We start from the raw sequence: 26,771 nt of genomic DNA, 5'->3' as shown, positions 1-26,771 counted from the left end.
GTTATTTTGTTTGACGAACCCACAAGCGCACTGGATGTGGAAAAAGTAGGTGAGGTCTTAAGGGTAATTCAAAAGCTTGCAGAAGAGGGGATGACAATGCTAATTGTCACTCACGAAATTGCTTTTGCTAAAGCGGTCGCAGATCGCATCTTGTTCATGGATGAAGGCATAATTTTGGATGATGTAAAGCCTTTAGAAATGCAAACAAATAAAATTTCAAAACGCTTTTCGGATTTTTTAGCAAACATGGGAAATGAAAAAATGCAACACCCTTAAGCGGGTGTTGCATTTTTTATGGTTTAAGCTATAACTGTCATATAATCATCTGATTTCTTATCATACCTTTTTTGTGAAGAGCATTAGTTGTTTTTGAAGAATTTTAGGTACTCATTATCGCTGTTAAGATAGATAACAGAATCTTCATCAATTGTTTTTTCATAAGAAATCAAAGTTCTCCAGTATTCGTAGAAAGCTGGATCTTTACTGAAGCCATTTGCGTAAATTTCAAGTGCTGTCGCGTTGGCTTCACCACGTACTTTTTCAGATTCTTCAATGGCAGCTGCCTTGATTTCAGCAACATTACGATCGGTATCTGCTACAGTGTTTTGGTATATTTCGAGGCCCTCTGATCTGATTTGCTGTGCAATGGCTTCACGTTCAGCGATCATTTTTTTGTAAGTTGATTCGATGTTTGAAGGTGGCAAAATTGTTCTGTAAATTTCTATATCCTTGATGACAATCCCTTGAGTTGCTAATTTTTCATTTAAAGCAGCAACAGCGACATCAAGAACATCATATAGTGCATCTTTGTCTGTTAAGAACTGGATACTTGATAAACTGTTGATTTTTTCGATAACCACAGCATATGCAACCTCATCAATTTTTGAGTTTGCTTTATTAACAGTTCCAAGTGAAGTTCTAAATAAACCTGGATGTGTTATTTCCCACTGTGCATACATGTTAATCTCGTACTTAATTTTATCTTTGGTGTTGATCTTAGCTGAGTTAGAGATATAAGTTAAGAGTTTACTCGTATTTTTTTCAACAGTTGTAATGAAAGGTTTTTTAAAGTGAAGTCCCTTTTGAGTTACAATCTTAACATTTTTAAATCGAGGGTCCAAGTCATTTTGAAGTTGAGCCTCAGTATTGCTGGCATCAACAATGACGGTTTTGATTTCGCCCAGCTCTCTTACAGTGGCAACTTCATTCTCTCTAACAATGTAGAAGCAATTGGAGAGTAAGAATATGCCTAAGATGACGATGATAATAAAGCCAGCAAATCTCATGTTGGTTTTGATCTGCTTTTTCATATCTTTTGCATTTTGTTGGAATTTCTGTTCGAATTTTTTACGATCATCATTCATTGATTCTTGTTTTGGTTCGCCTTGATGGATATCCATACTAGTTACCTCCTTTCGTTTCAAGTGGTAAGAATTTGAGAACGTTATCGTTGTTTAAATCAACAATATATTTCTCTTTCACATTGCTTAGAATTGTTTCCATAGTTTCGATATAGAGACGCGTTTTAGTAATTTCTTGCGAGACTTTATACTTTTCGTATACTTGATTAAAGTTTTCAACATCACCTTTTGCCTGTGCAATTTTTTCTGCTTTATAGGCTTCAGCTTCCTGAATTAACTGGTAAGCATCTGCTCTAGCTTTTGGCAACATCTCATTAGAGTATTTTTCAGCCTGGCTTTTATTGGATTCTTTTTCATTACTTGCGATATTTACATCATCATATGCAAATTGAACATCTTCAGGAAGTAAAACATCTGTAAGTTTAACTTCTGTGATGGTGATACCTAGCTCGTAGTTGTTGAGCTTACGTGTCAAATCAGGTAAGATTTCTCTTGCAATGCTGTCTTTGTTAATAAGGGCATTGTCAAGATCTTGATTTTGCACATTACGTCTTAAAGCACTTTCAAAGGCCAATCTAATGGTACCTTCTTGATCATCAACATTATAGTAATATGCAGCTGGATCAGTAATTCGGTATTGAATAATTGCACCGATATTAACTAAGTAAGAGCCTTTTGTAAGTACAATAGCTTCACTTTCAACATCTTGGTATGTAGCCGCTGAAGATGTTGTAGGACCGCTAACTGGTAAGTAACCATACTGCAAACTGATGACTTCGTTAGTATTAAAGCGTGTAACCGTATCAATAAATGGAATTTTAAAATGTAATCCGGCTTCTGATTCAACCTTTGCAAGTTTTCCTAACCGCTCAACAACAGCTTCTTCAGCATTGTCTAGTAAATAATAGCTGTTAAGTAAAGTCAATACAATGATTAAAAGAATTGGGATTAAAAAGATGAATTTTGCTGATTTCATGTTTTTCCTCCTTCTTAATGGGCTTACTAAAGTTTCAACATAAGACATTGTAGGATATATGTTCTACACAAGTTGAAATAATAATGCCTCTACACTAATGATACCCTGTGGTCTGGTAAATTACAACTTAACTTTTCATTAAACCCTTAGGGGTATTAGTATAGAGGTTATTAAAAAAGTATTATCAAAGGATTAAAAGGGAATCATAAAATTGATAATTGTATGCTAGTGAGGTACAATTTAAAAAAAGGGGAATAAAGATGAGAATTACTAGGGAAAGATTATTATACTATATAGAGCAACTAAACCTCAGGTACAAAAATCATCATATTACAGCCTATTGTGCTCAAATGGCCTATTTTTTTGTGCTCTCAATTTTTCCACTTATTATTTTCATATTTACGATCATATCAAAACTCAACATCAATTATAGTGATGGTATAAATATTCTTAAGCAGTTTTTACCCGTGGATATCAGTATTATGATTACAGACTTTATAGAAGATTCCATTGAAATGGGTGGAAATGCACTTTTATCAATTTCAGGTCTTATGACATTATATTCAGCTTCAAGAGCTGTTAATGCCCTACAGAGGGCCCTTGACTCTTCACTTGAAATTGAACAACAAAGGAGTTTTGTCATTACGAAAATCTATGGGATGTTTTACACGCTGATGTTCACAATACTCATTGTTCTTTCGTTAGTTGTACCTGATATCAGCAAAAGAATCATATTGTTTATCAGTAATCTTATTAATGTCAATATTGATTTAGGGTTAATCAACTCAATTGGTTTGTTTAGAAACTTAATCTTAGTAGGGATATATATACTCGTCTTTGGATCGATATATATGTTCTTGCCAAGTCAAAAAATGACATTTAAAGAAACCTACAAAGGCGCCTTATTTGCAATAGCAGGGACTATATTTGCAAATTTCCTTTTTTCAAAAGTAATTACCAAACTTACAGATTATTCAATTCTCTATGGGTCATTGTCTGCTGTTATAGCATTTATGATTTGGCTTTATATATGGAGTATTATTATCATCATCGGGGCAGAAATTAATGCAATATTAAGAGAGAAAGCATAACTGGGGAGGCTATTATGGAAACTGTTCTTATGGCTAAAAATCTTAGCAAAACCTACCAAATGGGTGAAATTACTGTTAGTGCATTGAGGGGCGTCAACTTTGAAATATTTGATGGTGAGTTTGTTGTCGTGCTTGGACCAAGTGGTAGCGGTAAAAGTACCATGCTCAACATGATTGGTGGCATGGACCAAGCCTCTGAAGGTGAAATCTTTTTTAGAGGGAAATCATTACATGATGCAAGCGATAAGGTTTTAACGCAATACAGACGGAATGCAATCGGTTTTGTTTTTCAGTTTTATAACCTAATACCAAACCTTACCGCGCTTGAAAATGTAAAGCTTTCCGTAGAGCTTAGCAAGGATCCATTGGATATTGAAATGGTGCTTAAGGAAGTTGATTTATTGGATCGAGCAGATCACTTTCCATCTCAGTTATCAGGTGGTCAGCAACAGCGTGTGGCTATTGCCCGAGCGATTGCGAAAAATCCTGACATTTTGCTTTGTGATGAACCTACAGGGGCACTTGATTTTTCAACAGGCTTATCTGTGTTAAAATTGCTTAAAAAATTTAATAAGACCTATAAAAAAACAGTCGTCATCATAACACATAATGCTGGGATTGGTAAGATTGGAGACCGAGTATTTTATATTAAAGACGGCTTGATTGATAAAGTTGTGGTTAATGAACGACCTCTTGAACCTGAGGAGGTGACCTGGTAATGCTCATACGCAAGATGATTAGAGATATGCTCGAAAATAAGCTTGCTTATGTTGCCTGTATCGTCGTAATGGCCATGGGATTGATGACTTACTCTTCAATGTCGATTGTTATGGAAAATTTGCTCAATGCAAAAGAGAGTTTTTATAATGATTATCACATGGCCGATGCTTTTGCACAGGTACAATCCTACCCTAAAAATCAACTGGATGAGTTTGAAAAGGTAGAGGGGATTGAATCTGTCTATGGCGTTATAAAACAGGATGTTCGAGTCATGATGGAGGACGAAACCCAAAGCGTATATTTACGCGTGAACTCATATGATGTCAATAAACCTGAGAAACTAAATGATGTCTATTTGAGTGAGGGCTACGCATTAACAGAGGATGATTTTCTAATTTGGATTGGCCAAAAGTTTTTTGAAGCCAATGGACTTCAAATTGACGATAAACTAGACCTCATAATAAATGGTAAAGTATATACCTTTACTGTGGCAGGCGTTGTTTTGAGTCCTGAATACGTTTATGCAACACGTAATCAGGCGGATTTTTATCCAGATCCCAAAACCTTTGACATCGCCTATGTTTCTGAAGATTTGTTAGAAAAGCTAACCTTAAAGACAGGCCAGATTAATTATTTGAATTTTAAGTTCAGTGGTGGTGTGAATTATGACGATATTAAGCCAACGCTTGAATCTAAGTTAAAAAGTCATGGTCTTGTGAGCTTGGTGCCACTAAAAGACCAAACCAGTAATTTTATGTTGTCCAGTGAACTTGAACAGTTGGTTGGACAATCGAAGAGTACGCCAATTTTATTTTTAAGCATTTCGAGCTTTATTCTGTATATCATGCTTAAGCGTTTAACCGAGATGCAAAGGGGACAAATTGGTATTTTAAAGGCGATGGGATACCGAAATTATCAGATTATGCTTCATTATTTGGGTTATGCTACGACCATTGGCTTACTGGGTGGTATTGTAGGCGGCATATTAGGGACGCAACTCTCCATATCCTTTACAGAAATGTATAAGACTTTTTTCAACTTTCCAACCCTAAAGAACGAGTATACCTATAAATATGTTGCCTATGGTATTTTAATTTCACTTTTTTTCAGTACATTTGCAGGTTTCCAAGGCACTAAAAAAATATTAAAACTAACGCCTTCTATGGCTATGAGTCCTGAAGCACCAAAGGGTGTTAAACGGAGCCATATTGAAAAGATAAAACTCATTTGGGAAAGTCTAACAATGCAAGGCAGAATGGCTGTTAGGAATATCAGCAGAAGCAAAGGCAGAAGTGCATTTACCGTTTTGGGATTGATCTTTGCATTTAGTATTATGGTCGTAGCTTGGTCATATAACGACTTAGTCGATGTGATGATGTTTGATCAGTTCAATGAGGTTCAGCTTTATGAAATGAAAGTCAGCTTTTTAAATGTTCAGCCTGCAGAAGAAATGATTAATCAACTTTACAATATAGAGGGGGTAGAATACGCAGAACCATTGATTGAGTTGCCTGTACAGATTAAAAATGGTCAGTATGAAAAGACGACTGTTGTCATTGGTCTGTCAGAAGAGACCAAGTTATATCGCGTTTTGGATAAGGCTAAAAATGTAGTTGACTTAAGTCAGCCTGGTATTTACTTGTCAGAGAATCTTTCCACCATGCTTCATGTTGAAGTTGGCGACATATTACGGATAGAAAGTCCAATATCCGATGATTATATTCTAATGGAATTAGTCGGGATAATTCCCCAGTATATCGGATCAAATGGTTATGCAAATGTGTCCTATCTAGAAGAAAAAACAGGTCTGAAGGACTTGGCAACCACTGCGTATTTAAATATTGATGAATCCAAGCAGGAATCAATCAAGAAGAAATTAGATGAGTCTCCAGTTGTGGGCGTCGTAGAAGTTCAGGCTCAGACACTTCAAAAATTTAAAGATTTACTTGATAGTTATGGCTTTATGAATTATATAATGGCAATTATTTCAATAATTGTTGGATTTGCAATTGTCTATAACTCAAGTGTTATTTCCTTGTCCGAAAGACAAAGAGAGCTTGCATCCTTACGAGTGCTCGGGATGACTGTTGATGAGGTATTACAGATTGTGTCTTTTGAACAATGGTTATTAGGGACGCTATCAATAGCCTTTGGAATTCCAGTATCCTATGCAATGATGAATGCAATGGCAATGACGTATCAAACAGATGCCTATTCATTCCCAGCAATCGTAGGGGATAATGCAATCGTCTTATCAATATTGGGAACAGCATTATTTATCATTTTATCTCAAATAAATGTTAAGCGAAAAATCAAACGTCTTAATATTGTAGAAGTCCTTAAAGAAAGAGAATAACAGGGGAGGCTATTATGAAAAAGTCGGTTAGAAATATAATTATTGGGCTAGTAATTGTCATAAGTTTGGCGAATATCATTTATTCAAGGTTAAAACCTTTAGAGGTTGAAACGATAACGATTGAAGCCAACAATTTAGTGGATTATGTAGAAGAGAATGGGAAAGTAATTTCTGAAAAAGAAGTGCTTATAACACCCAAAACAAGTGGGCAGATCATGGAAATTGTCAAGGCGAACGGAGATGCGGTTATAAAGGGTGATTTAATATTAAAGCTTGATTCTGAAGGGCTTGAAAAACAGTTAGCCGTACTATCAGCGCAAATTAAAGCATATGATGAAGAAAAGAGCAGCTCTCTAGTGCAATTAAAGAATCAGATTCATAGCCAGTCGATTCAGGTAAGTGAAATGAAATCACAAAGAGACTTTGCCAAGGACACTTTTGATCAAATGACTGCATTATATGAACAGGGATCACTTAGTGAAAACGATTGGAAAGCAAGCAAACAGGCATATGAAACAGCAAATTCCACATATCAGCAAATTCAAAGTGGTTTAAGCAGCTTAAATGCCCAGTATAAAAGTATTGCAGAATCTAGTGGGACGTTAATGGCATTGCAATCACAATATGATGCACTTGAACTTCAATTAAAGGATACCAATATTTATGCAAATGCAGATGGTATATTGACAGAGTTTAATGTAAAAATTGGAGAATTCGTTTCACCGCAACTTCAAATTGGAAAAATTATTGATCCTGAAAATTACTTGGTTGAAGCATATGTTTTAACCGATGATGTATCAACCTTAAAAGTAAAAGATGAAGTCTTATTGATCCTCAAACAAAATGGTCTTGATCATGAATTCAAAGGTGAAATTCAATTTATATCAAAATCAGCAGAAGAAAAAATATCATCATTGGGATTAGTTGAGCAAAGAATGAAAGTGTTGATTCGATCCAATGAACTTTCCAAGGTCGTAAAAGCAGGATACGAAGTAAAAACAAAGTTTATATCCGAGTTTAAAGATGAAGCACTTGCAGTGCCAAAGACTTCTATTTTTAAAATTGAAGATGGTTCATATGTATATGCCATAAGAGATGGTAAAGCCATTCAGTTAAAAATCGAAACTGGAATAGATACAGATTCTGAGATATCAATTGAATCTGGCATTAACCCAGGTGAAGTTATTATTAAAAATTATAAAATTGACGGCTTAACACCTAACAAAAAAGTTACCTCGAAGTCATCTAATTAAATCTTATCTCATTTTAACTCGCATTCTTGCATTGGATGCGAGTTTTATTATATACAACAAAATTTGAGCCAAAAGCTGTGATGAGGAATGTTGGGCCTCAAACAGCGTTAGCGAAAATTAGTTTGAGACATCGATGATGGCTCAAATGTTGTTTTATATCATTAGTTCTTTGAGCAAAGATGTTCAAAAGCGATTAGGTGAGAACCATAACAGCATAGCACGGTTTTGGCGTTAAATGAGTTTATGGTGAAAATAGGCAAATAGAGTTCAATGGTGTTGAATGTTGAAATACAAAGGTTATCAGTAATAAATAAATTGTGAAAAAAATATGAATACTTGTAAAAAAACCATGAAACACATTGACTATTTCCCATACAAGGGGTATATTATAAGTGTAGATAAGCACTCGACGAACGAGAGTGCTGATAAAAATATTTTAAGGAGGGATCATTATGTTGAGCTTAAAACCATTAGTACCACAAAGAAGAGAAATGGACACTGTGTATGATTTTTTTGAAGATTTCTTAAATGACAGCTTTCCTATGATGAATCGTCTTAAAAATGATGGCTTTAAAATTGATGTCAAAGAAAATGAGGAAGCGTATACTGTAGAAGCGGAGTTGCCAGGAATCTCCAAGGACCAGATCAAGATTGAATACCATGATTCCAAATTGTACATTTGCACAAGCCAAGTGAACGAAAAGAATGATGAAAACGATCGCTATATTCATCGCGAAAGAACTGTGAGTCAAATGCAAAGGGGTGTTTATTTAAGAAATGTCAACTATGACGGTATCCAAGCTTCATTAGAAAATGGTATTCTTACAATAACAGCACCTAAAATTGAGAATAAAGCAGAAAGACATAGAATTGAAATTAAATAAAATCATTTGTTAAATTAAAAAATGCAGCGTTTATGAGAACGCTGCATTTTTCTGTCTATACTATTTGTTTTTAGCCTTCGTTAATATGGACGCGTTGTCATTTTTAAGACCTTGTAGATACGCCAAACGAGTACAGCAAAGAGTAGTGCAATAATGCCATATCTTTGGACCGGCACCATGTCATATGAAAACACAAATGATACAAAAATTGAAAATGCGATAATCGCAACAACAATATGAACAGCCTTTTCACCACTAGTGATCTTAAAGCCTTTTGCCTTGTCTTCTTGGTATTTTGCTTCGTTAAGTCGCTCTTTAATTTCAAACATGTCAAATGATGCTTTTTTTCCCATAATTGTACCCCTTTTTATCGTCCTGTTTGGTTTCCTTTTTTATTATACTAAATTTAAGCGCGATAATCTATAATTTGCCCTTCAATCTCGTCGTTTTTACCGATCGATAGGAGTTTATAGTTGATTTTAATTAACTGATCAACCAAACCATTGGATTTATATAAGAAACCCAATGAGGTAACATCGTTACAGAAAGTGTCTACAAATTGCTTTTTATCAAAGTGAACTTGATTACTATGATAATAAACGCCAACATGCTTAAGTTGAGCTTCATAGTCGTGTAAAATGGCTACTACCAAGAAATTAAAGTGTGTGCCGTAATGGGCATCAACATCTTTTGAGTCTGCAAGCAATTGGTTGATGGCTCTTACAAGGTTTTTACCACCGGAAAGCACTTCTTGTTTGTGGGACTTATAATATTGTTTCGCTGTCTCTTGATCGGTGAGCCTTTGATACGAGGCCTTTAAGTTATGAATTTTCTCATAGAAGTAATCCACTAAAACACTTTCATTGTTCGAGCTTTTGTGAGGTGTATTGTGTGATTCGCCCTTAGGCAAGAGCATGGTGACAGTAGAAGTTTTGTAAGTCGATTTTATTTTGTTTGGCGCTATGTTTTTTGAGTTATATATTTGGTTGCTTTTTAATATTTGAGACATAACTTGTCACCTCCTCTGTTGATATTATCGGCATTTTGGGCGGTTTTCTTTAATCTGTTTGCAGTCAACTGGCAATTGTAAAGCCCTTTGGATTGTGGGATAATAGAATTAATACAGTCCGTGTGAGGTGATGTGATGCTTAACAGAATGGAACAATTTGTAGAAGAGATCGAAAAGGAAATATTAAACCGTTCTTTTTTGAAAAAATATAATTTTGAAAGAAAACTTATTGATGAGTTTCTCCTTGGAGACCATTTTAATCAAATGGTCCATGAAATCATTGAAAATGAGCAGTTTCACTCTAAAGTTGTCTTTGATATGATTGAGCCCTTAATTGAGCGCTCTTTCTATGGTGTACCGCCTGAAAATTGGCTTGAGTACTTCTATTATTATGCGCTTAGTTTTTCATTTCCCGATGCGGTGCCCTTTAAACTAACAGCGTCCTATAATCGTATTTCTGAGTTGTATCTTAAAGTGCTCAAAGTCGTAAGTGGATATCAAAGAAGGTCAAGCGATGGGACTTGGCAGAGTAAATATGCCATTGACCTGCTGACAGAAGCTGAAGTGCTTGAGCTTGAAGACCCTAAAGAGTTTTTAGCGTTTAGAAAACACTTTAATAACGAGTATGTGTACGAAATGATGAAGCTTAACCAAGAGGTAATAGGTTATACAACCCTTGACCATATTTGTGGTGTTCATCATTTGGCAATGCGCATAGCAAGACAGCTAAAATATGCAGGATTTCCAATTGACCTTGGTCGTGTTTCTGGTGCTGCAGCGGGACATGATATTGGTAAATTTGGTTGTAAGCAAGACGAAATGAAACGTGTGGCCTACTTCCACTATTTTTATACTGGTGAGTGGTTTGAGAAGAGAGATATCGTCTATATCAGAAATGTTGCCATCAACCATTCGACTTGGGATTTAGAACTTGAAGCCCTCCCAATCGAGTCCTTAATTCTTATTTATAGTGATTTTAGGGTAAAAGCGGAGCGCATTGAAGGCAAATCAGTGATGATGTACTTTAATCTCAAAGAATCTTTTGATGTGATTTTGAACAAACTCGACAATGTGGATTCTGCTAAAGAAAATCGATACCGCAAAGTTTATCGCAAATTAAGAGATTTTGAACACTTCCTTATTGACCTTGGCGTACAAGTGGATCCAGATGTCGATGAGCTCTTAAAACCAGGCTGTGTTAATCAGAGAAAATATTTTTCTTTGATGCAAGGTGAAGAAATTACGGATAATGTCATTCACTCATCAATTGAGCACAATATCAATCTCTTATATAGGCTCCGTGATGAAGCTTCTTTGAACAAACTTTTAGAGCCCGTGAGAAACAGTCGGGATATGACGAGTCTAAGAGGGTACATCTCTATTCTCGAAGAGTATTACAACTATTTAACTCAGAAGCAAAAGCAAATCATGATCAACTTTTTATACGAGAAACTAATTTTGCCTGAAGAAGATATCCGTAAACAATGTGCGGAGCTTATAGGTACAATTATTGCATCATATGATGAGGAAATTAGGAAAGAAATTCCCCAAAGTGCAGTTATTGCAGAATCTGAAATTGATACTGTTAAACTCTTTGATATTTATGTAGAAAAGTTCTTGCTCCCTGAAAATCAAATTATCGATCGACACAAAAAATATATCAGCTATAGTTTACGAGACATGATTGATTCTTATTTCAAGCACTTAAAAGTGCCTGCAAGTCGAGTAAAGAGCATCGAATTAATTGTAGATTATTTCAAGACCTTTGAAAATGATGAAAAGATTAGGTTTTATTTGATTAAGGCAGCGCGTATCTTGCCATTCAAAGAATTTGATGAAACTCAAAAATCTTCAATATTGTTGTTTGTATCAAGTCTTTTGACAAGTGACGATTATAAGTTGAGATTAAGAGCCTTTAATCTGATTTATACTTTAATTTCATATGCGAGTGCTGACTTGCTTGAGGCCTGTGGTGTATATCGAATCTTTAAAGCGCCACTTCAACCGGTGGATAATCCAGCTGAAAATTATGCGAGGTTAAAACTCGGAGAGCACCTATCGCTTGACGAGGCTCAAATTGAACGATTGAAAGAGATTTGTCTTGAAGATCTTCAATATACCTCCAATATTTTCTTAAGCAATTTAAAATCTGCTACACTTGATATTGCAAAACGATTTCAAATTGAGCTCCTTATTAGAAATACGCTTTTATATGATTATGACAATTGCTTCTATATGGCGATGCACCTTTGTAATCTCCTTAAGGTAAGTGCCCTTGAATCTGTTCGTAATACAGCTGGAAGAATGCTTTTGGAGTTGATTTCACATCTTAACTACGAACAGAAAAATGATATTGCCGTGGAGCTCATCAGAGCACTTGAAATGGAAAGTTATGAGTTCACAAAATATATTCCGCCATATCTTGGCAAGATCCTGCTTCACATCAAGCCTAAAGAGTTAGATGAAATATTGGAAAGCTTTGAAAAGAAAATGAGCACTTCAAATGCAGGGCTTATTTCCCTTATTGAAAAAACAATAGGGGTGGCAATTACCAAATATGCAGATTATAAATATGCCTTTAAAGAAGAAATGGACGGGCATAATAGACGTGTTTTGAGAATGTATGGCATCTTGTTTACTGGCTTCGTTCACTCATCAAGTCATGTTAATCAAATGGCCTTTAGCGTTATTGCAAAGGATATTTTCCAAGATCAATCCCTAAGCTTAAGAAAACGCGAGTTCCTTTATAAGTTAATTATAAAGAAGATCATGTCGCTTATGGTGAACACGGATGAAGATTTAGATCTGATATTTTTCAACAATTCAGCATGTCTGAAATATATTTATCAGTTCATTTCTGAGTTTCAACATGAACACGGTGATATCAAGCTTAAACCCAATAAAAAGATTGCCTTTTTCCCGGGAGCCTTTGATCCATTTACCTTGAGTCACAAGCAAATTGCCATGGATATCAAGGAGAAGGGCTTTGAAGTTCTGCTTTATGTGGATGAGTTTTCTTGGTCCAAAAGGACTCAACCGAATCTTATTCGACGTAATATCATAAAACGTTCTGTTGCGAGTGAAATTGATATATATCCATTTCCAAGAGATATTTCAATAAATATTGCAAACAATGAAGATCTCGGCAAACTCGTTTCGCTTTTCCCAGACTCTGAAATTTACTTGGTTGTAGGCAGTGATGTCGTAATGAATGCCTCGGCTTATAGGGATGGTAAGATCAGTAAAATATTTGAAATACCACATTTGATTTACGAGCGAGGGGGGCTTGAACTACCACCAGAAGAAAATGACAAGCTCAATGAAAAAATCAGCAAGCTTCATCCGAACACCATCAAAGTACTTTTGCCAAAAGAGTATGAGAGTATTAGTTCGACACTAATCAGAGACTATATAGACGAAAAACGCGATATTTCTTCTCTGATAGACCCACTTGCGCAAAATTATATTTATGAAAAGGGCCTCTATCAAAGAGAGCCAATGTATAAGAGTGTCATGACGACAAAGTCTTTGGTGCTCGAACTGATTGAAGAACCAAACTTGACCTTGATTGAAGCTCTTGCTAGTATATCGGGCATTGAATTTCCAGAGGCTTATCAAAAGCTTAAGGATATTTCTGGAATGCTTAATTTTAGGATGCTTATTTTACGTAGCCTTGAAAAAAACAATGAGATTGTGGCCTATTCACTATTTCACTGGTTAAGGGCGACAAGTATTCACAATGAGTTTACTGACCCTTCCATCATAAAATATATCAGAGACGAGTCTGTGGGGAGAATAATTGTCATTGACAGCATCGTCAAGAAAAAGAATTGTGAAATTAAAAATCTTGAACAGATAATGATGACAGAGACACTTGCAAATGCGCTTTCAAGGGATTATACCTACTGTGTTTACAAGGAGTCCATTAGACATCAAATCAGCAAGGAAGTTATTGAGATATTGACCAATCAAGGCTTTGTAAATATTTCCTCAGCCAAAACGAATGAGATGGTTTATGCTGTCAACATGTCGTCACCGTGTACAGTCAATTTGGATATTCATTCTATGTTCAAAGACCCTTATAAGCACATGCCTGAGGTTGTACAAGTTATGAATCGAACAAGATTGAGACTCCAAAAGGCTTTAACAGAGCTTTATCCTGGAAATCTGGTTCTTAACTTCGATCGTGCGATGATTTACGAGACCTTGATCAAAAAAGTATGTGATGAAAACAATATGCCAACCACGCCACTTGTGCCAAAACAAGTGGGAGAAGCGATGTGTGTGCCTTTTGGTGCCATTTTCAAGCGTTGGATACTGCCAAACACGGTTACGAAAACACTTCATGCAGAAAAGTACTTTTCGACGGATTTAACAGAACACCGCATTATGGAATATCCCTTCTATTTGGATATAGCCAACCAAATTAAAATGATTAAATCCTTTAATAGACCTGTGATTTTAGTGGACGACTTACTCAATAAGGGGTATCGAATTAAAGCCCTACAGCCCCATTTTAGAAATGAAGACGTTAATATCCAAAAATTCATTGTGGGCATTATGTCGGGTAGTGGTAAGGAGATTGCTGAAAGGATGAATATAAACGTTGATGCGGCTTATTTCATTCCTAAAATTAAAGTTTGGTTTTACGAGAGTAAGCTCTATCCCTTTATTGACGGTGATGCAATTTGGAGAGGCAATATTCCAGAGAGTAACTTGATAAACTCTGTCAATCTTATATTGCCTTATTCGTCAGCTAATTATATCGTAGGGGCTTCAAAGACAGCCGTATATAATCTGTCTGAAGTAGCACTCTTAAATGCCATTGACATTATGAGTGCCGTTGAACTCGCTTATGAAAGTCAAAATGACAGGCTTTTGACAATTGATCGATTGGGTGAAGTACTGAACACACCAAGGTATCCAGATAAAGGGAAGAATATATTTTATTCTAATAACATTAGACCATCTGAATATCTATGGGATGACTTAGAGCAGCTTAGAAAGTTAAAATCGTTTTACTTGTAAAATACAATAGTAGAGGTGAAGGATGTTTTATTATAAAATTGAGGAACAGCAGCTTGTTTCGAATGAGATTATCGTTAAACTGGAACCTTTTAAAATAGAGAGCTTGAATCATTTCAAAAGAACATTTTTGATTTTTAATAAGCCCAATTATAGAGGAAAGCAATTTTTTAAAATAACGCCTTCTTTTAGTACTCTTGAAGCATATGAGTCAATAGACTGGCTTATGAACCCTCAAAAGAATCAAATTCCTGAGGAACTTGAGATTTTATCAGATCGTGAGCTCCTTAGCGGGCTCAATATCAATGCCTGGTTAGAGCAACTTGAAACTGAAAATCAGGATCAAGTGATCATAAGCTTTAAAAGTTTTATTTCAGAGGTAACTGCTCTAAACAGTGGTAAGAAGAGAATACATCTTCTTGGACTGGGCGATGTGGGCAGCACACTTGCCATTGGATTGAAACTCCTTGGTGGTGATGCAATTCATACACTTGGTGTTTTTGATATCAATGAACATCAAAGACGTCGTTATGAGATGGAGCTGAATCAAATAATTGTCAATCAGGAGCTCAAGGTTGAAACGTTGACTATGGATGATCTGTTTCACTGTGATGTATTCGTTTTTTGCGCCTCAAAATATGTACCCAAAGTTGGTGAGGCAGTTGCGGATGTCCGTATGATTCAATTTGAAGAAAATTCAAAAATTATAGAAATTTATGCGAAGATGGCGAGAGAATATGGTTTCAAGGGTCTTTTCTGTGTCGTTTCCGATCCTGTTGATTTATTGTGTCGCAGTGTTTTTGAAGCATCAAATAGAAATGACAAGGGTGACTTCGATGGTCTTGGCATCTCAGCTGAACGCATTAGAGGCTTTGGCCTTGGCGTTATGCATGGTAGAAGTTTTTATTATGCTAAAAAATTAGGCCTTGAATATGCATCAAATGGACGCGTTTTTGGTCCTCATGGAAAAGACCTAATTTGTGTAGACCATATCACAAAATATAACCATCAAGCCTCTCTTGAGCTTACAGAAAAAGTCATTCATGCGAATTTAGATGTAAGAGAGGAAGGCTTTAAGCCCTACATTGCACCTGCAATCTCTTCAGGCGCAAAATCAATATTGGACGCAATTTCCGGTAATTGGCACTACAGTGCAACTTGCATGGGAACAACTTTCTTTGGTGCCTTAAACAGACAGACTATTGCGGGTATTGAATATGAGCAGAATTTACTTGATGAAAAATTAAAAATACGCATTACGAATTCTTATGAAAGGTTGGAGTCTCTATGGCAGGCATTAAAATCTTAAACTTTTCAAAACGAATGAAACCCATTGTTAGCTTTTGTGAAGGGTTGGTTAGCCAAACGGATTCAAAGGATGATTACAAGCACTTGTTGATTATTGAATTGGATGAAATCGGAGAAAACGAAGCCTTTGATCTTTTGGTCAGAACTGAAATGAAAAAGCATTTAGAAGGTCATCAGACACTTTTTTCTAAAAAAGTCTTTGCCTTGATTGTCAAATCACATAGTGAAGACTTTACGAAGAGCTTCGCCAAAAAATGTGTTTATTTAATCAACAAGATGGGAGGAGCCTTTATAGGGCACCCTCTCGTTGAAATCATAGAGGGGTATCAAAACTTTAAAACATGGCAAATTATTGATCAAAAGCCACTTGAGAGAATTTGTTTTGAACAGATGGATCATTTAATCAAGAGATTACACGCTTACGAGCCTCTTAATAAGGACGAACTCAACGTTTTGGTCCTTCATGCGGGCTATAAAGAAATTTCAAACACTTTAATGCTCTGGGATAGAATCGCAATGAAACTTGAAAACTACAACACGCAGTTTGCTCAGCCTCGATTAAGTATTGATACGCTTCATGTTGAGGAGGGGAAAATATCTGATTGCTACGGATGTAGCTTCGAGACCTGTATGTACTATGCACGTGAGAAAAGCTGTTTTTATGGTGGTTTTGTGGTGGAGGACCTCTATCCTAAACTTGAAAAGGCTGATTTTGTTGTTTGGATATGTCCCAATTACAACGATTCGATATCAGCCAAGCTTATGGCGGTTATTAATCGCTTGACAGCGCTTTACAGGAACATGGGTTTTCAAGACAAATATCTACTCAGCGTGATTGTCTCTGGCAATTCTGGAAGCGATTCGGTGGCAAGACAGTTAATCGGGGCCTTGAATATTAACAAGGGCTTTAGGCTGCCATCTGACTTCTCTATTATGGCACTTGCGAATAACCCCGGAGAGATCGAAAAAGCCCATAGGATTGAAGAAAAAATATCAAGTTATGTAAACACGCTGGTGGCGCTGATTGAAGAAAATATTAAAAAAAATTAAAAAACATGTTTTCTTTTTTGTACAATGTGGTATAATAAGACTAACAAAACTAGTTTAGTTAGTTAAAAGAAATTGTTGTTAATGAGTCAACCGAACGTTTTGATAGGAAAGGGTGAGACCGCCAGGAAAATAACGGGAAGTATTAACTCAATGTATCTTTTGTAGTTTTAAAAGATATGGTTTTAGTGGATAACGTAAGTTACGTTAACCTAACGGAAATCAAGCCAATGTATGAAATCACAAAGATTTTAAAGTATGAATGGATGGCTTAGAAGAGGAAGGGAGGACCATTAAAGCCCAAGAAAGTAGTTAACTCGTAGTAGTGAATTGCTCTATTGATCATATATCAATATGAAAACAACAATTGGAAACCCAATATTAAGAACAAGAAAGGGTGAGACCACCAGAAATGACAATTGAAGAATCTATTTAAAAGCACTTCTCTAGAGGATGAAAATGGAGAAGTGCTTTTATTTTTTGATGGTTTTATTGATAAACAAATTGCATTGTTCTTCATTACGCATTGCTGTTAAGAGGTTCTTACGGCTGTTGGGGATTTCCTTGTAGATGGATTTAAGCATGTTAGCCACATCTTCACGCTTGGTATGCTTGTCCATAGGGCAAGGACTTTTCAAAACAGGGATGTTGGATTTACGGATAGTACCAATTACTTGTGACTCAGAAGCGTCTAAAAAAGGCCTAATCACATGGATGTCAGCTCGAGATAGATGAGATTTATATTCTAATGTGTTCATTTTTCCGGTGTAAAGCATGTTTAGAAAGAGTGTTGATAGGGCATCATCAGCATGGTGTCCAAGCGCTAATAGGTTTAAATTTTTCTCGTTCATGGTTTGTGCAAGCGCACCGCGACGCATTTTAGCACAGAGTGCACATGGATTTTTTTCGTCACGAATTTCAAAGACAACCTTGGCAATATCTGTTTTAATGATGGTATAGGGTACATCAATTGATTTGCAAAAGTTTGTGGCTGCCTCCAAGTCAAAGTTATTAAATCCCATATCGACTGTGAGTGCCTCCAGATGGAACTTAAAGGGACTAAATTGCTGATATTTTTTTAAAAGGAATAGGAGGGCCATGCTGTCTTTGCCGCCAGAGAGGCCAAGGGCAACGCGGTCGCCGTCTGTAATTAGGCCATAGGTCTCTATTGTTTTTCTCATAGTAGCAGATAAACGCTTCATTTGTCATACCTCTCATATATTTTTAGGTTATTTTTAATGTTTTAAAAAGGATTGCTGAAGGGCAAAATAAAAACTTGATCAGAGATGTGAAAACACAAGTATGATCAAGCCTTTAAAATAATTAAATCTAATTGTTCACAGCGTCGGATGACTCTGAAGTGTAGACATAGTCCTTTTTAAATGCCTTGCTCCAGTTTCCTTCTTTATCCATAATGCGCAAAACAATGGCATACTTGCCTTCTGTATCAAATACAGGATAGAAATTTTCAGATTCATAGGTCTCAATAAGTTGATCGTCGTAATAGACAGTCCACTCGCAAAGATCCACGTTCTTGAGGTCAGGGCTTGTGTTGACAAATGCAACGCGATTGTCTTCAAGGAATGTAATTTTATAGCTGGCCTTTAAATCCGTATGATCAGTCCAGAAGAATTTGGATGCAAAAAAGACAATTAATAAGAGTGCAAGGGTTGTAACTAACGGAAAGACTACCTTGTGCCAGTTGAAGGGCTTCAAATCATCTTCTGTGAAAATATCTTCAAGCAGTGTATCACTTTCAGTTACAAGATGGTCATCATCCCAATCTGGGTACTTGGGTGTTGATTTTGTGACATCTGGAATAGTATTGTTTTTATGTGCACGTCTCACTTCGGCAAAGGTGGCATCCATATCATCAACGGTAGGTATTTTTCTTGTGTCGGTGGTTATGGTAACCTCTTCGGTAAAGAGCAACTTAGAAAGTTCACTCCGGAGTAGTTCGCTTTCAGCAAATGGATCTTCTTTGCTTGAAAGAACATCAAAAGGGGTTAGTGTATCATTTTCATCGAAAAGGTTATCTGATAAATTACTTACATCTGACTCAGCTCCTAACTGTAAACCAGTATCTAGAGCTTCATCTGGGGCGGAGCTTAAATCGACCTCATCATCAAGGCGCTTAGATGCGGCATCGTGGTCATCGATAATATTCTCGTACAAGTCAGTGTCTGACACCGGTTGAGACGGTGATGACTCATTTATGGGGTTCACAATCGCTTCAGAATGTTTTGAAAGAGAACTGCCTTGATCATTCTGTGTGAGTATGATGTGATAATCATGTGTTATTTTAGCAAGACTTTCTGGTTTTTCGTAAATGAAAATATTTTTATAGTCCTGTAAAAGATCGGATAATGTGTAGTAGTGATGATTGCCAATGAGTAGATTGTCTACAAATTGTTGATGAATTTCAGTTTGAGGCTTGATGATGCGTTCTAGTAAACGGGCTATTTTAAAGATGACATCCTTGAAACTATGATGTGTAATGGTTGTGTAGTCAATTAATTCTCTAAAACAGATGACATCGTCATGAATTAAAAGTTGATTATCATCAAGCAGTTGGTACTTTATGGCGTTTGAAAACGTATCGTATTTGTTTAGTGCCTTTAGCAAGCTCAATCCCAAATAGATTCTTTGATCATATGACTCGACCGGCTGCTTGAGATATGTTTCAAGTGGTAGACCATCAGGTTGCTTTAAAACGATATGAAGTTCATTTTGATCTTCAAAGACCTTTAGTACGTTATATAAGTGATCTGCAATTAAGAGTCGCGTGGTGGTTAATATACTCGCAGGATTTTTAATGGAAATAAGATTTATTTCAGCAGACTCATTGTTGAGATAGCCTGTGGAAAATCGCTGGAATGAATCTTCTTGAATCAATTTTTCTACTCTAAAATTCGATAGATTCATAGGTTTGCCCCCAATATTGTAAACTTTAGTTTATTATATAATATAATGTGGCTATACAACAACAAGATTTCAATAAAAATATAGGAAATACTCAAGATGTAGTATAAAAATGATAAAAAAGCACTAAATATTCTTTGATATCTTAAATTTTATAGCGTGTTCACTGGAATTGAACTATAATCGTAGTATAGATAAAAAATGAGAGGTTTAACATGATTCGATTACTTCATATTTCGGATTTGCATTTAAATACAGGATTTGCCAGCAAGGAAAATGTTGTTAGAGAACAATTGAAGGAGGGCCTTGTTAAGTCTTTTGAAAGGGCAGTCAATTATGTGATTGAAGAGGACTTAGACGGTCTTGTAATCGCTGGTGATTTTTTAGACAATGATAAGATTCCATTTAAGCTTGAACAAGTGATTTTAAATTCATTTGACCAATTATTTCGTGCTGAAAAGCATTTGTTTTATACAACGGGAAATCATGACCCAATGAATACGTCATCCTTTATGAAGAAAATTTCAGAGGAACCTTATTTTCATTACTTTGATAGTGATGAAATAAAGCATTTACAACTTACAATGCGTTCTGGTGAAATATTAGACGTTGTGGGTTGTGGACATAAATCAAAAAATGAGAAACGCAATTTGATTCATCAATTTCCGCGAAAGAATAATGATCATATATGGCTTGGCATCGGTCATGCCAGTGTACCGTCTGCCTTTTCCGTTGGTGTTAAGGAAGAGTATATGGCCACTTCCTTAGAGGATATTGAAGCCTTGAGATATGATTATTTTGCGCTTGGGCATATTCATATACAGCAATTTTTATCAGAACGTGTGGCTTATTCAGGCAATTTACAAGGGCTGAATTATAAAGAAATTGGGGATAAGGGTGGTCTTTTAATTGCCCTTTCTAAGGACTCTATTGAAGTGACGCCAAAAATATTTAATGAAATTCAGTGGGAAGCATTTGATTTTGAACTTACGGAGGCAATTACCACACTTTCTGAGCTTGAAACGGAATTGGTTTCGTTTGTATCAGACCAAATTTCGGATATTAATAGAAGCTCTAATCGCCTAATTTTGAGGGTCAATCTTGAAGGTCGAACGCCTTTAGCACATGCACTGAAGGATGCCGAAAATCTGACTTATTTGAGTGCGGTTGTCAAAAGACGAATTGGTCTTCTTGGAATGGACCTAAAACTACTGTCTGTGAGTGTTCTTGTGGACAAGCAATTTTTGTTGAGCGAGAAAACAGTCCTTTCAGAAGCATTAAATTTACTGGAAAACCCAGAAGAGCATACGGATTTAATGGAAAGACTTATGGCACTTCCGATTTTTAAAGCAACATTTTCTGAAGCTGAAAAGATCAAGGAAATTAAAAGACTTTTTAGTGAAATTGATGAAGATTTAATTGATTGTTTTGTAAGAGGAAAATTATGATTATAAATAAAATTAATTATAAAGCATATGGCAAACTGGAGAATAAGGAGATTACTCTAAGTCAAGGAACAAACTTGATTTATGGTGAAAATGAAGCTGGTAAATCTACAGTTTTTAGCAGTATTCTGACGTTTTTATATGGTATTTCACCACAATCTAAGGAGCGACATCCCTATGTCAATTGGACATCGAATGAACTGGATTTCTCAGTTTCTTTTGAAATGGAAGGTCATGCTTATTTGATTAATCGTAAACTCATGAGCTCGCCAAAGACCACACTTACGAATTTGACTAAAAATAGCGTTGAAACAAGTCGAAACGATGCTTTGAGTGTGACCTCGAATGTGAGTGAGGCCCTCTATACCTCCGTTTTTCACATCACATCCGACCATCTCTCTAATATTGAAGACCAAACATGGGAAACCATTCAAGAAAATTTGATTTTCAATTATGGCATGGACTATCTCCGAAAGTCAAGTGATATTGTGGCAGAGCTAGAACGTGAGATTAACGGGATTTGGCGAAGAGATCGACGGGGAAACCCCTTAATTAATCAAAAGCAATCCGAAATGCGAACTTTGCTTAAGAAACGGATTGAGCTCGAGGCGCGATTTGATCAAATATCAAAGTTAAATATTGAAGTTGAGCAGTTGGAGGATAAACTTGTTCGAATTGCCCTTCAAAAACGAGAAGCAGATCTTGAATATAAGGAAATCCAGAACCTTTTACCCATTAAAGAAAAAATTGAAAAAATTGCATTTTTAAAAAAACAATTAATTAATTTTGAATGGCATGAGGTCATAGAGGAAAATGCCTATAACTTATGCACAATGATAAAAAAGGATGTGCTTGAGCTTGACGACGAGATTTTAGCGCTTGAAAACGAGCGTAAAATTCTTGAAAATGAGCATTCGGATCTTCAAGATGAGGAAGTATCCATATTAGCGAATGCTGACCGCATTGAATATGCAAAAAGTCATTTAACAAGATTCGACCAGCTTGAGAGTCAACTTCAGATTTTGATGACAGAATTAAGCAAGAAGAGTGATCTTATTCATTATCAGTTCCAAATGATCTTTGATCTTCCATATCAAGCAGAATACGAAACTAAGCTTTTAGAATTAAATCCTCTAGAGATCAAAACAGAATTATATAAATATATGGAAATTTCAAAACGGCCAAGCCTCCAAGTGAATAACAAAAAGAAGATTGGAGACTATTTGCTTTTAGGATTAGGGGCTGTTTTACTAGGTGGTTTTTTAGCCTTCCCAAACCAAGTTGTAATGGGACTTTTGGGCACGACAATTTTAGGCTTTGCTTTGAGTCGGTTTATAGCTGGTGGTAAAGTGAATGGCACCATACATGAATTTGAGCCTATAAAAACAAATTTGATTTCCTTGTTTGATCCTATGGTCTTGCCCGAGTATATTTGGCAGGATACTTCATTGGCATTTGTTTCTAAGCTTGAACAGCTTCTTGGCCTCTTGTTCGAACGCACTCAACTTGAAAACCATATCAGAAATGTAAAAGATGAAATCGAACAAATTGAGTTGGAGTTGAAGGATGCATTGTCTTTTGTCTCTTTAGCACATTCAAATAATATCAAACTTTCTGTTCACATGATCAGTTTAAAACTGGAAAAACTCAAAGAGGAATCAAAAAAGCAGGAAGCATTAAGTCGAGAGATATCAGAACTCAATAAACGCCTTCAAGCGATTGAAACCAAAAAACGATCAAAAGAATCACGCCTATCTGAAATTGAAATGAATTTTCTTAACCTAGGTTTGGGAGATATTGAGCAGGGGTTTAAAAATTATCATGAAAACAATGAACTTTTAAAGCGCATTAAGGTTTTTGAAGAAGAATTGACCTTCTCAAAGGAAGAGGTTGCCCTTTATGAACAATTTGAATCAAAAACTTTGATTAGCCCCATGTATCTTGAAGAGTTAAGTAAAATCATCGCTGAATTAGGTCAAGAGTCTCAGATGATGTCAATTCAAAAGAATAACCTTGAAAAGGATATCTCAATTCTCAAAGAAGAGACACAGATGGATGAATTAGAGAGTCAGCTCTTGCTGCTTAAAGATGAGATTGAAAGCCTTGTTGAAAAGCGAAATCGATTAATGGTGCTCAAAGAGGTTGTTAAGTATGCAGATGAGAAGTTTAGAAGAGAAAATCAGCCAGATATCTTACAAAGAGTCAGTGAATATATGCGACGGATGACAAATGGTAAGTATCAAGAGGTCCTCATCAGTGAACAGGATGGACAATTTGAACTCCAGTTTTTAATCAATGGTGAAATTTTCCCGATTTCAAAGGCCTTTAGCAAGGGGACAATTCACCAACTCTTTTTAGCCTTTAGATTAGCGGTGATTGATAGTTTAAATAGTGGTGATGAGAGGTTGCCGCTTGTCCTAGATGAGGTTTTTACAAGCTGGGATTACAAGAGAATGGATGCCACAAGGCGAATTGTGGAAGAAATCGCTAGGGAACGTCAAGTGATCATGCTAACTTGTCATAAGCAACAGCTAAATCATTTTGAAAGTGCAAATATCATTATGTTGGATTAGACAATTTTAAAAACGTGAATTGAGGATAAATCTATGAACAAGGCTTTAATGGAACAACTTGAACTTGAGAAGAGAAAAAGAGAGATCTTGAAAGAGGCACAAAACAACAAGAAAGAGACTGGCAAAACCAAGGAAACCAGTGTGCCATCATCCGCTTTTAGGGATGAAAGGCCATATCCCTATGACAAAGAGTTTGAGATGGCATCTCCGCAAAAATTTGCCTGGGAATATGAACTTGAGCGCTATCGTAAGGATAAACTGAAAGACCAATTTTATTTTTTAGGTGCAGTTTGTGGTATTTTAGCCTTGATTTTAACCCTTTATTTTAATGCATCACAATGGCTTCAATGGCTTTAAGGTAAGACGATACATTTTAAAAGATACCATAAAGGAACTTTACATCGAACGTATGTTCTGTTATAATAGGAACATATAATGGGGGTGTGAGGTATTATGAAAATTTTGGCAAGGCCCATTGAGATGATTGCGTGGTTTAAGGCAGACGGCTCTATTAAGCCGATAAAGTTTAGAGTATTGGATGAAGACGAACAATATAAAGTGGTTGTAATAGATCAAGTTGTTTCTGTTGATAAGGAAAAATTTGCAGGAAATATAATGTATCTTTTCAGATGTCAAAGTCAATTTGGGGAAGAAGAACGCCTCTTTGAAGTGAAATATGAAGTGGATACTTGCAAGTGGATGTTGTTTAAGATGTAGGGCGTGAAAATAATATTAGGGTTTGTTGCTAAATAGCCCATATGCAAAAATGACTAGAACAAGTCGATTAAGATATGTTCTAGTCATTTTTTTATCAAAATTTCAAGAAAAATTAGAGGAAAAGAATGCCGCTTGATCGTCCTAGAGCATGCTAGCCATCATGGGGTAATCTTCATGATCTGGAACACCACCAGCAACACTTTTCATGGATGAATTCGCAAAGGATGCCCTTCCAATGATTTCAGGGCCAAAACGTACCCTCAATGAGTCTATTGTGGCGTCAAGTACCCTTAGAGCATCGTGATTCTTATGTTCCCAAAATGAATACTGGCGGGATACATTGGGTATAAATTCAGTCACGCGAACGCCAATGTGTCTTATGGCACAACCATCCCATAGGGCATCAAATAATTGGCAGGCCTCGCGATAAATGTCGTTGGTAAGGTCTGTATAGTAAAAAAGTTTTTTTTGATGGGAACTTACTTTAAAAGAATCCGTCTTAATACTAACGGATACAAGGCCGCATAAGAAAGAGGCGTCTCTAAGCCTCATAGCGACCATTTCTGTTAATGAAAGTAGATATAAAAAAGCTGTTTTTCGATCTGTGACATCGAAGGGAATGGTGGTAGAGTTGCCGATGCCTTTGAGTTTTGGGTAATGACTATCTCTAAGTATGGAGTCTTCAATCCCATTTGCGTATTGGTGGATCAATAGGCCGTGACTTTTAAAACGATGCTTGAGCAGTTCTACGTCTGAATTTGCAAGTTCGCCAATTGTATAAATTCCCATGGTATGGAGTTTGGGGGCTGTTGAACGACCGATCATAAACAAATCCTCCACTGGCAGTGGCCAAAGTTTTGATTCGAGCTCATGGGGATAAAGAGTATGAATTTGATCCGGCTTTGAAAAGTCAGAGGCGATTTTTGCAAGTAGCTTATTTGTGGAAATGCCAATATTTACGGTAAAGCCGAGTTCATCGCGAATTCGATTCTTGATTTCCAGTGCAAGATGATATGGACTTTCATAAAGGGCCTCTACATGGGTATATTCCATGAAGCATTCATCTATGGAAAATCGTTGAACATTTGGTGAATAGATCTTTAAGAGATCAACGAGGGCCTGACTGGATTTCATATAGAGGCCATATGTTGGCGGTACCATTTCCAAAGTGGGGCACTTCTGTAGGGCAGCATGTAGCGATTCTCCAGTTTGGATGTTATATTTTTTAGCAGGAATTGACTTTGCAAGGATAATGCCGCGTCTTGCCTTGGGATTCCCTGCAACAACGGCGGGAATTTCCCTAAGATCAACTTGAGCACCATGTTGAAGTCTATAGACCGCCTCCCAAGAGAGATAGGCCGAATTAACATCAATGTGAAAAATAGTTCTCATTTAAATACAACTCCTCGTTAAAAACGGTTAATAAAAAAATCAATATAAAGATCAATAAAACGGTTAATTGGAATATAGGAAAGAGATATCTTTATTATACAGAACATACGTTCTATATTCAATAGGTGATTTTGCTTTAAATGAATTATATAGAACCTTAATGTTCTAATGCAATTTTAATGAAAAATGGCGTGAAAGCATTCAAACGTTCACAGGAAAGACATAACAAAAAGATATGCTAGCATGGGTGCAAAATGGGATTCAAAAGATTGAAACCTGCTTATACTTAAGATACACTGAGAGTAAGAAAAATATTTGAGAAAAATTAAAGAAAGGAAGGTGTTCATGAGAGAACTGATCATTGAAGTTAAGGATTTGAAAAAGGTCTACAGAATTGGTTCGGAAAAAGTCGTGGCACTGAATAAGATAAATTTATCAATTCACAAGGGCGAAATTTGCTGCATTTTAGGAACATCAGGATCAGGAAAATCGACACTTCTGAATATGATGGCAGGGCTGGAGAAGCCAACCAAGGGTTCAATTGAAATCAAGAAAGTAGCCATAGAGAAACTGAATGAAAAACAATTGGCAGGATTTAGACAAAAACACATTGGCTTTATCTTTCAATCCTACAACCTGTTGGGGGCCTTGACAGCGCTTGAAAATGTGTCAATGCCACTTATTTTTAGAGG

The 26,771-nt window shown here is 36.2% G+C and carries 20 protein-coding genes and 1 pseudogene; 14 read left to right on the top strand and 7 right to left on the bottom strand.

Features of this window, described 5'->3' with window-relative positions:
• Positions 1–276 (top strand): annotated as a pseudogene (locus tag AC220I_RS05230) (peptide ABC transporter ATP-binding protein); the annotation flags it as partial.
• Positions 277–359: 83 nt separating this feature from the next.
• On the opposite strand, the gene hflC reads toward AC220I_RS05230, so the two are convergent.
• Together hflC and hflK are read right to left on the bottom strand one after the other, a co-directional pair.
• Positions 360–1,400 carry a protease modulator HflC gene (hflC, locus tag AC220I_RS05225; protein WP_486722767.1) on the bottom strand — a complete coding sequence of 347 codons (1,041 nt, stop codon included), beginning with the start codon at positions 1,398–1,400 and terminating at the stop codon, positions 360–362.
• A gap of 1 nt (position 1,401) precedes the next feature.
• Complete coding sequence (hflK, locus tag AC220I_RS05220; protein ID WP_486722766.1) at positions 1,402–2,337, bottom strand: FtsH protease activity modulator HflK; 936 nt, start codon at positions 2,335–2,337, stop codon at positions 1,402–1,404.
• A gap of 260 nt (positions 2,338–2,597) precedes the next feature.
• On the opposite strand from hflK, the gene AC220I_RS05215 reads away from it, so the two are divergent.
• The 5 genes from AC220I_RS05215 (at position 2,598) to AC220I_RS05195 (ending at position 8,641) form a co-directional block, all read left to right on the top strand.
• Positions 2,598–3,428 (top strand): YihY/virulence factor BrkB family protein, encoded by an 831-nt coding sequence (locus AC220I_RS05215; RefSeq protein ID WP_486722765.1) that lies wholly within the window; start codon positions 2,598–2,600, stop codon positions 3,426–3,428.
• A gap of 14 nt (positions 3,429–3,442) precedes the next feature.
• Entirely contained in the window at positions 3,443–4,147 is a 705-nt protein-coding gene (locus AC220I_RS05210; RefSeq protein ID WP_486722764.1) for an ABC transporter ATP-binding protein, read from the top strand.
• The gene (locus AC220I_RS05205) at positions 4,147–6,504 is read left to right on the top strand and encodes an ABC transporter permease (RefSeq protein WP_486722763.1); all 2,358 of its coding nucleotides are present in this window, start codon (positions 4,147–4,149) and stop codon (positions 6,502–6,504) included. Before AC220I_RS05210 ends, AC220I_RS05205 begins: the two co-directional genes overlap by 1 nt.
• A 14-nt stretch (positions 6,505–6,518) precedes the next feature.
• Positions 6,519–7,757, top strand: coding sequence for an efflux RND transporter periplasmic adaptor subunit (locus AC220I_RS05200; protein ID WP_486722762.1), 1,239 nt, complete (start codon positions 6,519–6,521; stop codon positions 7,755–7,757).
• 452 nt (positions 7,758–8,209) lie between these two features.
• The gene (locus tag AC220I_RS05195; RefSeq protein WP_486722761.1) at positions 8,210–8,641 is read left to right on the top strand and encodes an Hsp20/alpha crystallin family protein; all 432 of its coding nucleotides are present in this window, start codon (positions 8,210–8,212) and stop codon (positions 8,639–8,641) included.
• 80 nt (positions 8,642–8,721) lie between these two features.
• Here AC220I_RS05195 and AC220I_RS05190 read toward each other — a convergent pair whose 3' ends face one another.
• Positions 8,722–8,994, bottom strand: a complete 273-nt coding sequence (locus tag AC220I_RS05190) for a hypothetical protein (RefSeq protein ID WP_486722760.1) — start codon at positions 8,992–8,994, stop codon at positions 8,722–8,724.
• Positions 8,995–9,047: 53 nt separating this feature from the next.
• Entirely contained in the window at positions 9,048–9,650 is a 603-nt protein-coding gene (locus AC220I_RS05185; RefSeq protein ID WP_486722759.1) for a hypothetical protein, read from the bottom strand.
• A 135-nt stretch (positions 9,651–9,785) separates the two neighbouring features.
• Here AC220I_RS05185 and AC220I_RS05180 point away from each other — a divergent pair, with 135 nt between their 5' ends.
• The 3 genes from AC220I_RS05180 to AC220I_RS05170 are packed head-to-tail and all read left to right on the top strand — an operon-like array spanning position 9,786 to position 17,033.
• Entirely contained in the window at positions 9,786–14,678 is a 4,893-nt protein-coding gene (locus AC220I_RS05180; RefSeq protein WP_486722758.1) for a cytidyltransferase, read from the top strand.
• 22 nt (positions 14,679–14,700) lie between these two features.
• On the top strand, positions 14,701–15,984 hold the full coding sequence (locus AC220I_RS05175) for a lactate/malate family dehydrogenase (protein ID WP_486722757.1): 1,284 nt from the start codon (positions 14,701–14,703) through the stop codon (positions 15,982–15,984).
• On the top strand, positions 15,963–17,033 hold the full coding sequence (locus tag AC220I_RS05170; protein ID WP_486722756.1) for a flavodoxin family protein: 1,071 nt from the start codon (positions 15,963–15,965) through the stop codon (positions 17,031–17,033). The genes AC220I_RS05175 and AC220I_RS05170 overlap by 22 nt, the downstream gene beginning before the upstream one ends.
• A 470-nt stretch (positions 17,034–17,503) precedes the next feature.
• On the opposite strand, the gene AC220I_RS05165 is transcribed toward AC220I_RS05170, so the two are convergent.
• Positions 17,504–18,232, bottom strand: a complete 729-nt coding sequence (locus tag AC220I_RS05165; protein ID WP_486722755.1) for a tRNA lysidine(34) synthetase — start codon at positions 18,230–18,232, stop codon at positions 17,504–17,506.
• A gap of 127 nt (positions 18,233–18,359) precedes the next feature.
• Positions 18,360–19,955, bottom strand: a complete 1,596-nt coding sequence (locus AC220I_RS05160; RefSeq protein WP_486722754.1) for a hypothetical protein — start codon at positions 19,953–19,955, stop codon at positions 18,360–18,362.
• A 212-nt stretch (positions 19,956–20,167) separates the two neighbouring features.
• Here AC220I_RS05160 and AC220I_RS05155 point away from each other — a divergent pair, with 212 nt between their 5' ends.
• The 4 genes from AC220I_RS05155 (at position 20,168) to AC220I_RS05140 (ending at position 24,687) form a co-directional block, all read left to right on the top strand.
• The gene (locus AC220I_RS05155) at positions 20,168–21,400 is read left to right on the top strand and encodes a metallophosphoesterase family protein (RefSeq protein WP_486722753.1); all 1,233 of its coding nucleotides are present in this window, start codon (positions 20,168–20,170) and stop codon (positions 21,398–21,400) included.
• Positions 21,397–23,970, top strand: a complete 2,574-nt coding sequence (locus AC220I_RS05150) for an ATP-binding protein (protein ID WP_486722752.1) — start codon at positions 21,397–21,399, stop codon at positions 23,968–23,970. Before AC220I_RS05155 ends, AC220I_RS05150 begins: the two co-directional genes overlap by 4 nt.
• 33 nt (positions 23,971–24,003) lie before the next feature.
• Positions 24,004–24,327 (top strand): hypothetical protein, encoded by a 324-nt coding sequence (locus tag AC220I_RS05145; RefSeq protein WP_486722751.1) that lies wholly within the window; start codon positions 24,004–24,006, stop codon positions 24,325–24,327.
• Between the two features lie 96 nt (positions 24,328–24,423).
• Entirely contained in the window at positions 24,424–24,687 is a 264-nt protein-coding gene (locus AC220I_RS05140) for a hypothetical protein (protein ID WP_486722750.1), read from the top strand.
• 141 nt (positions 24,688–24,828) lie between these two features.
• Here the strand turns inward: AC220I_RS05140 and AC220I_RS05135 are convergent, their stop codons facing one another.
• The gene (locus AC220I_RS05135; RefSeq protein ID WP_486722749.1) at positions 24,829–26,079 is read right to left on the bottom strand and encodes a DNA polymerase Y family protein; all 1,251 of its coding nucleotides are present in this window, start codon (positions 26,077–26,079) and stop codon (positions 24,829–24,831) included.
• A 345-nt stretch (positions 26,080–26,424) separates the two neighbouring features.
• Here AC220I_RS05135 and AC220I_RS05130 point away from each other — a divergent pair.
• Positions 26,425–26,771, top strand: a 347-nt coding sequence (locus AC220I_RS05130; protein WP_486722748.1) for an ABC transporter ATP-binding protein, incomplete at its 3' end; no start/stop codon positions are given.

The organism is Fusibacter sp. (assembly GCF_057447755.1).
Note: the sequence above shows the minus strand (reverse complement) of the source record. Positions and strands in the feature narration are given on the sequence as shown.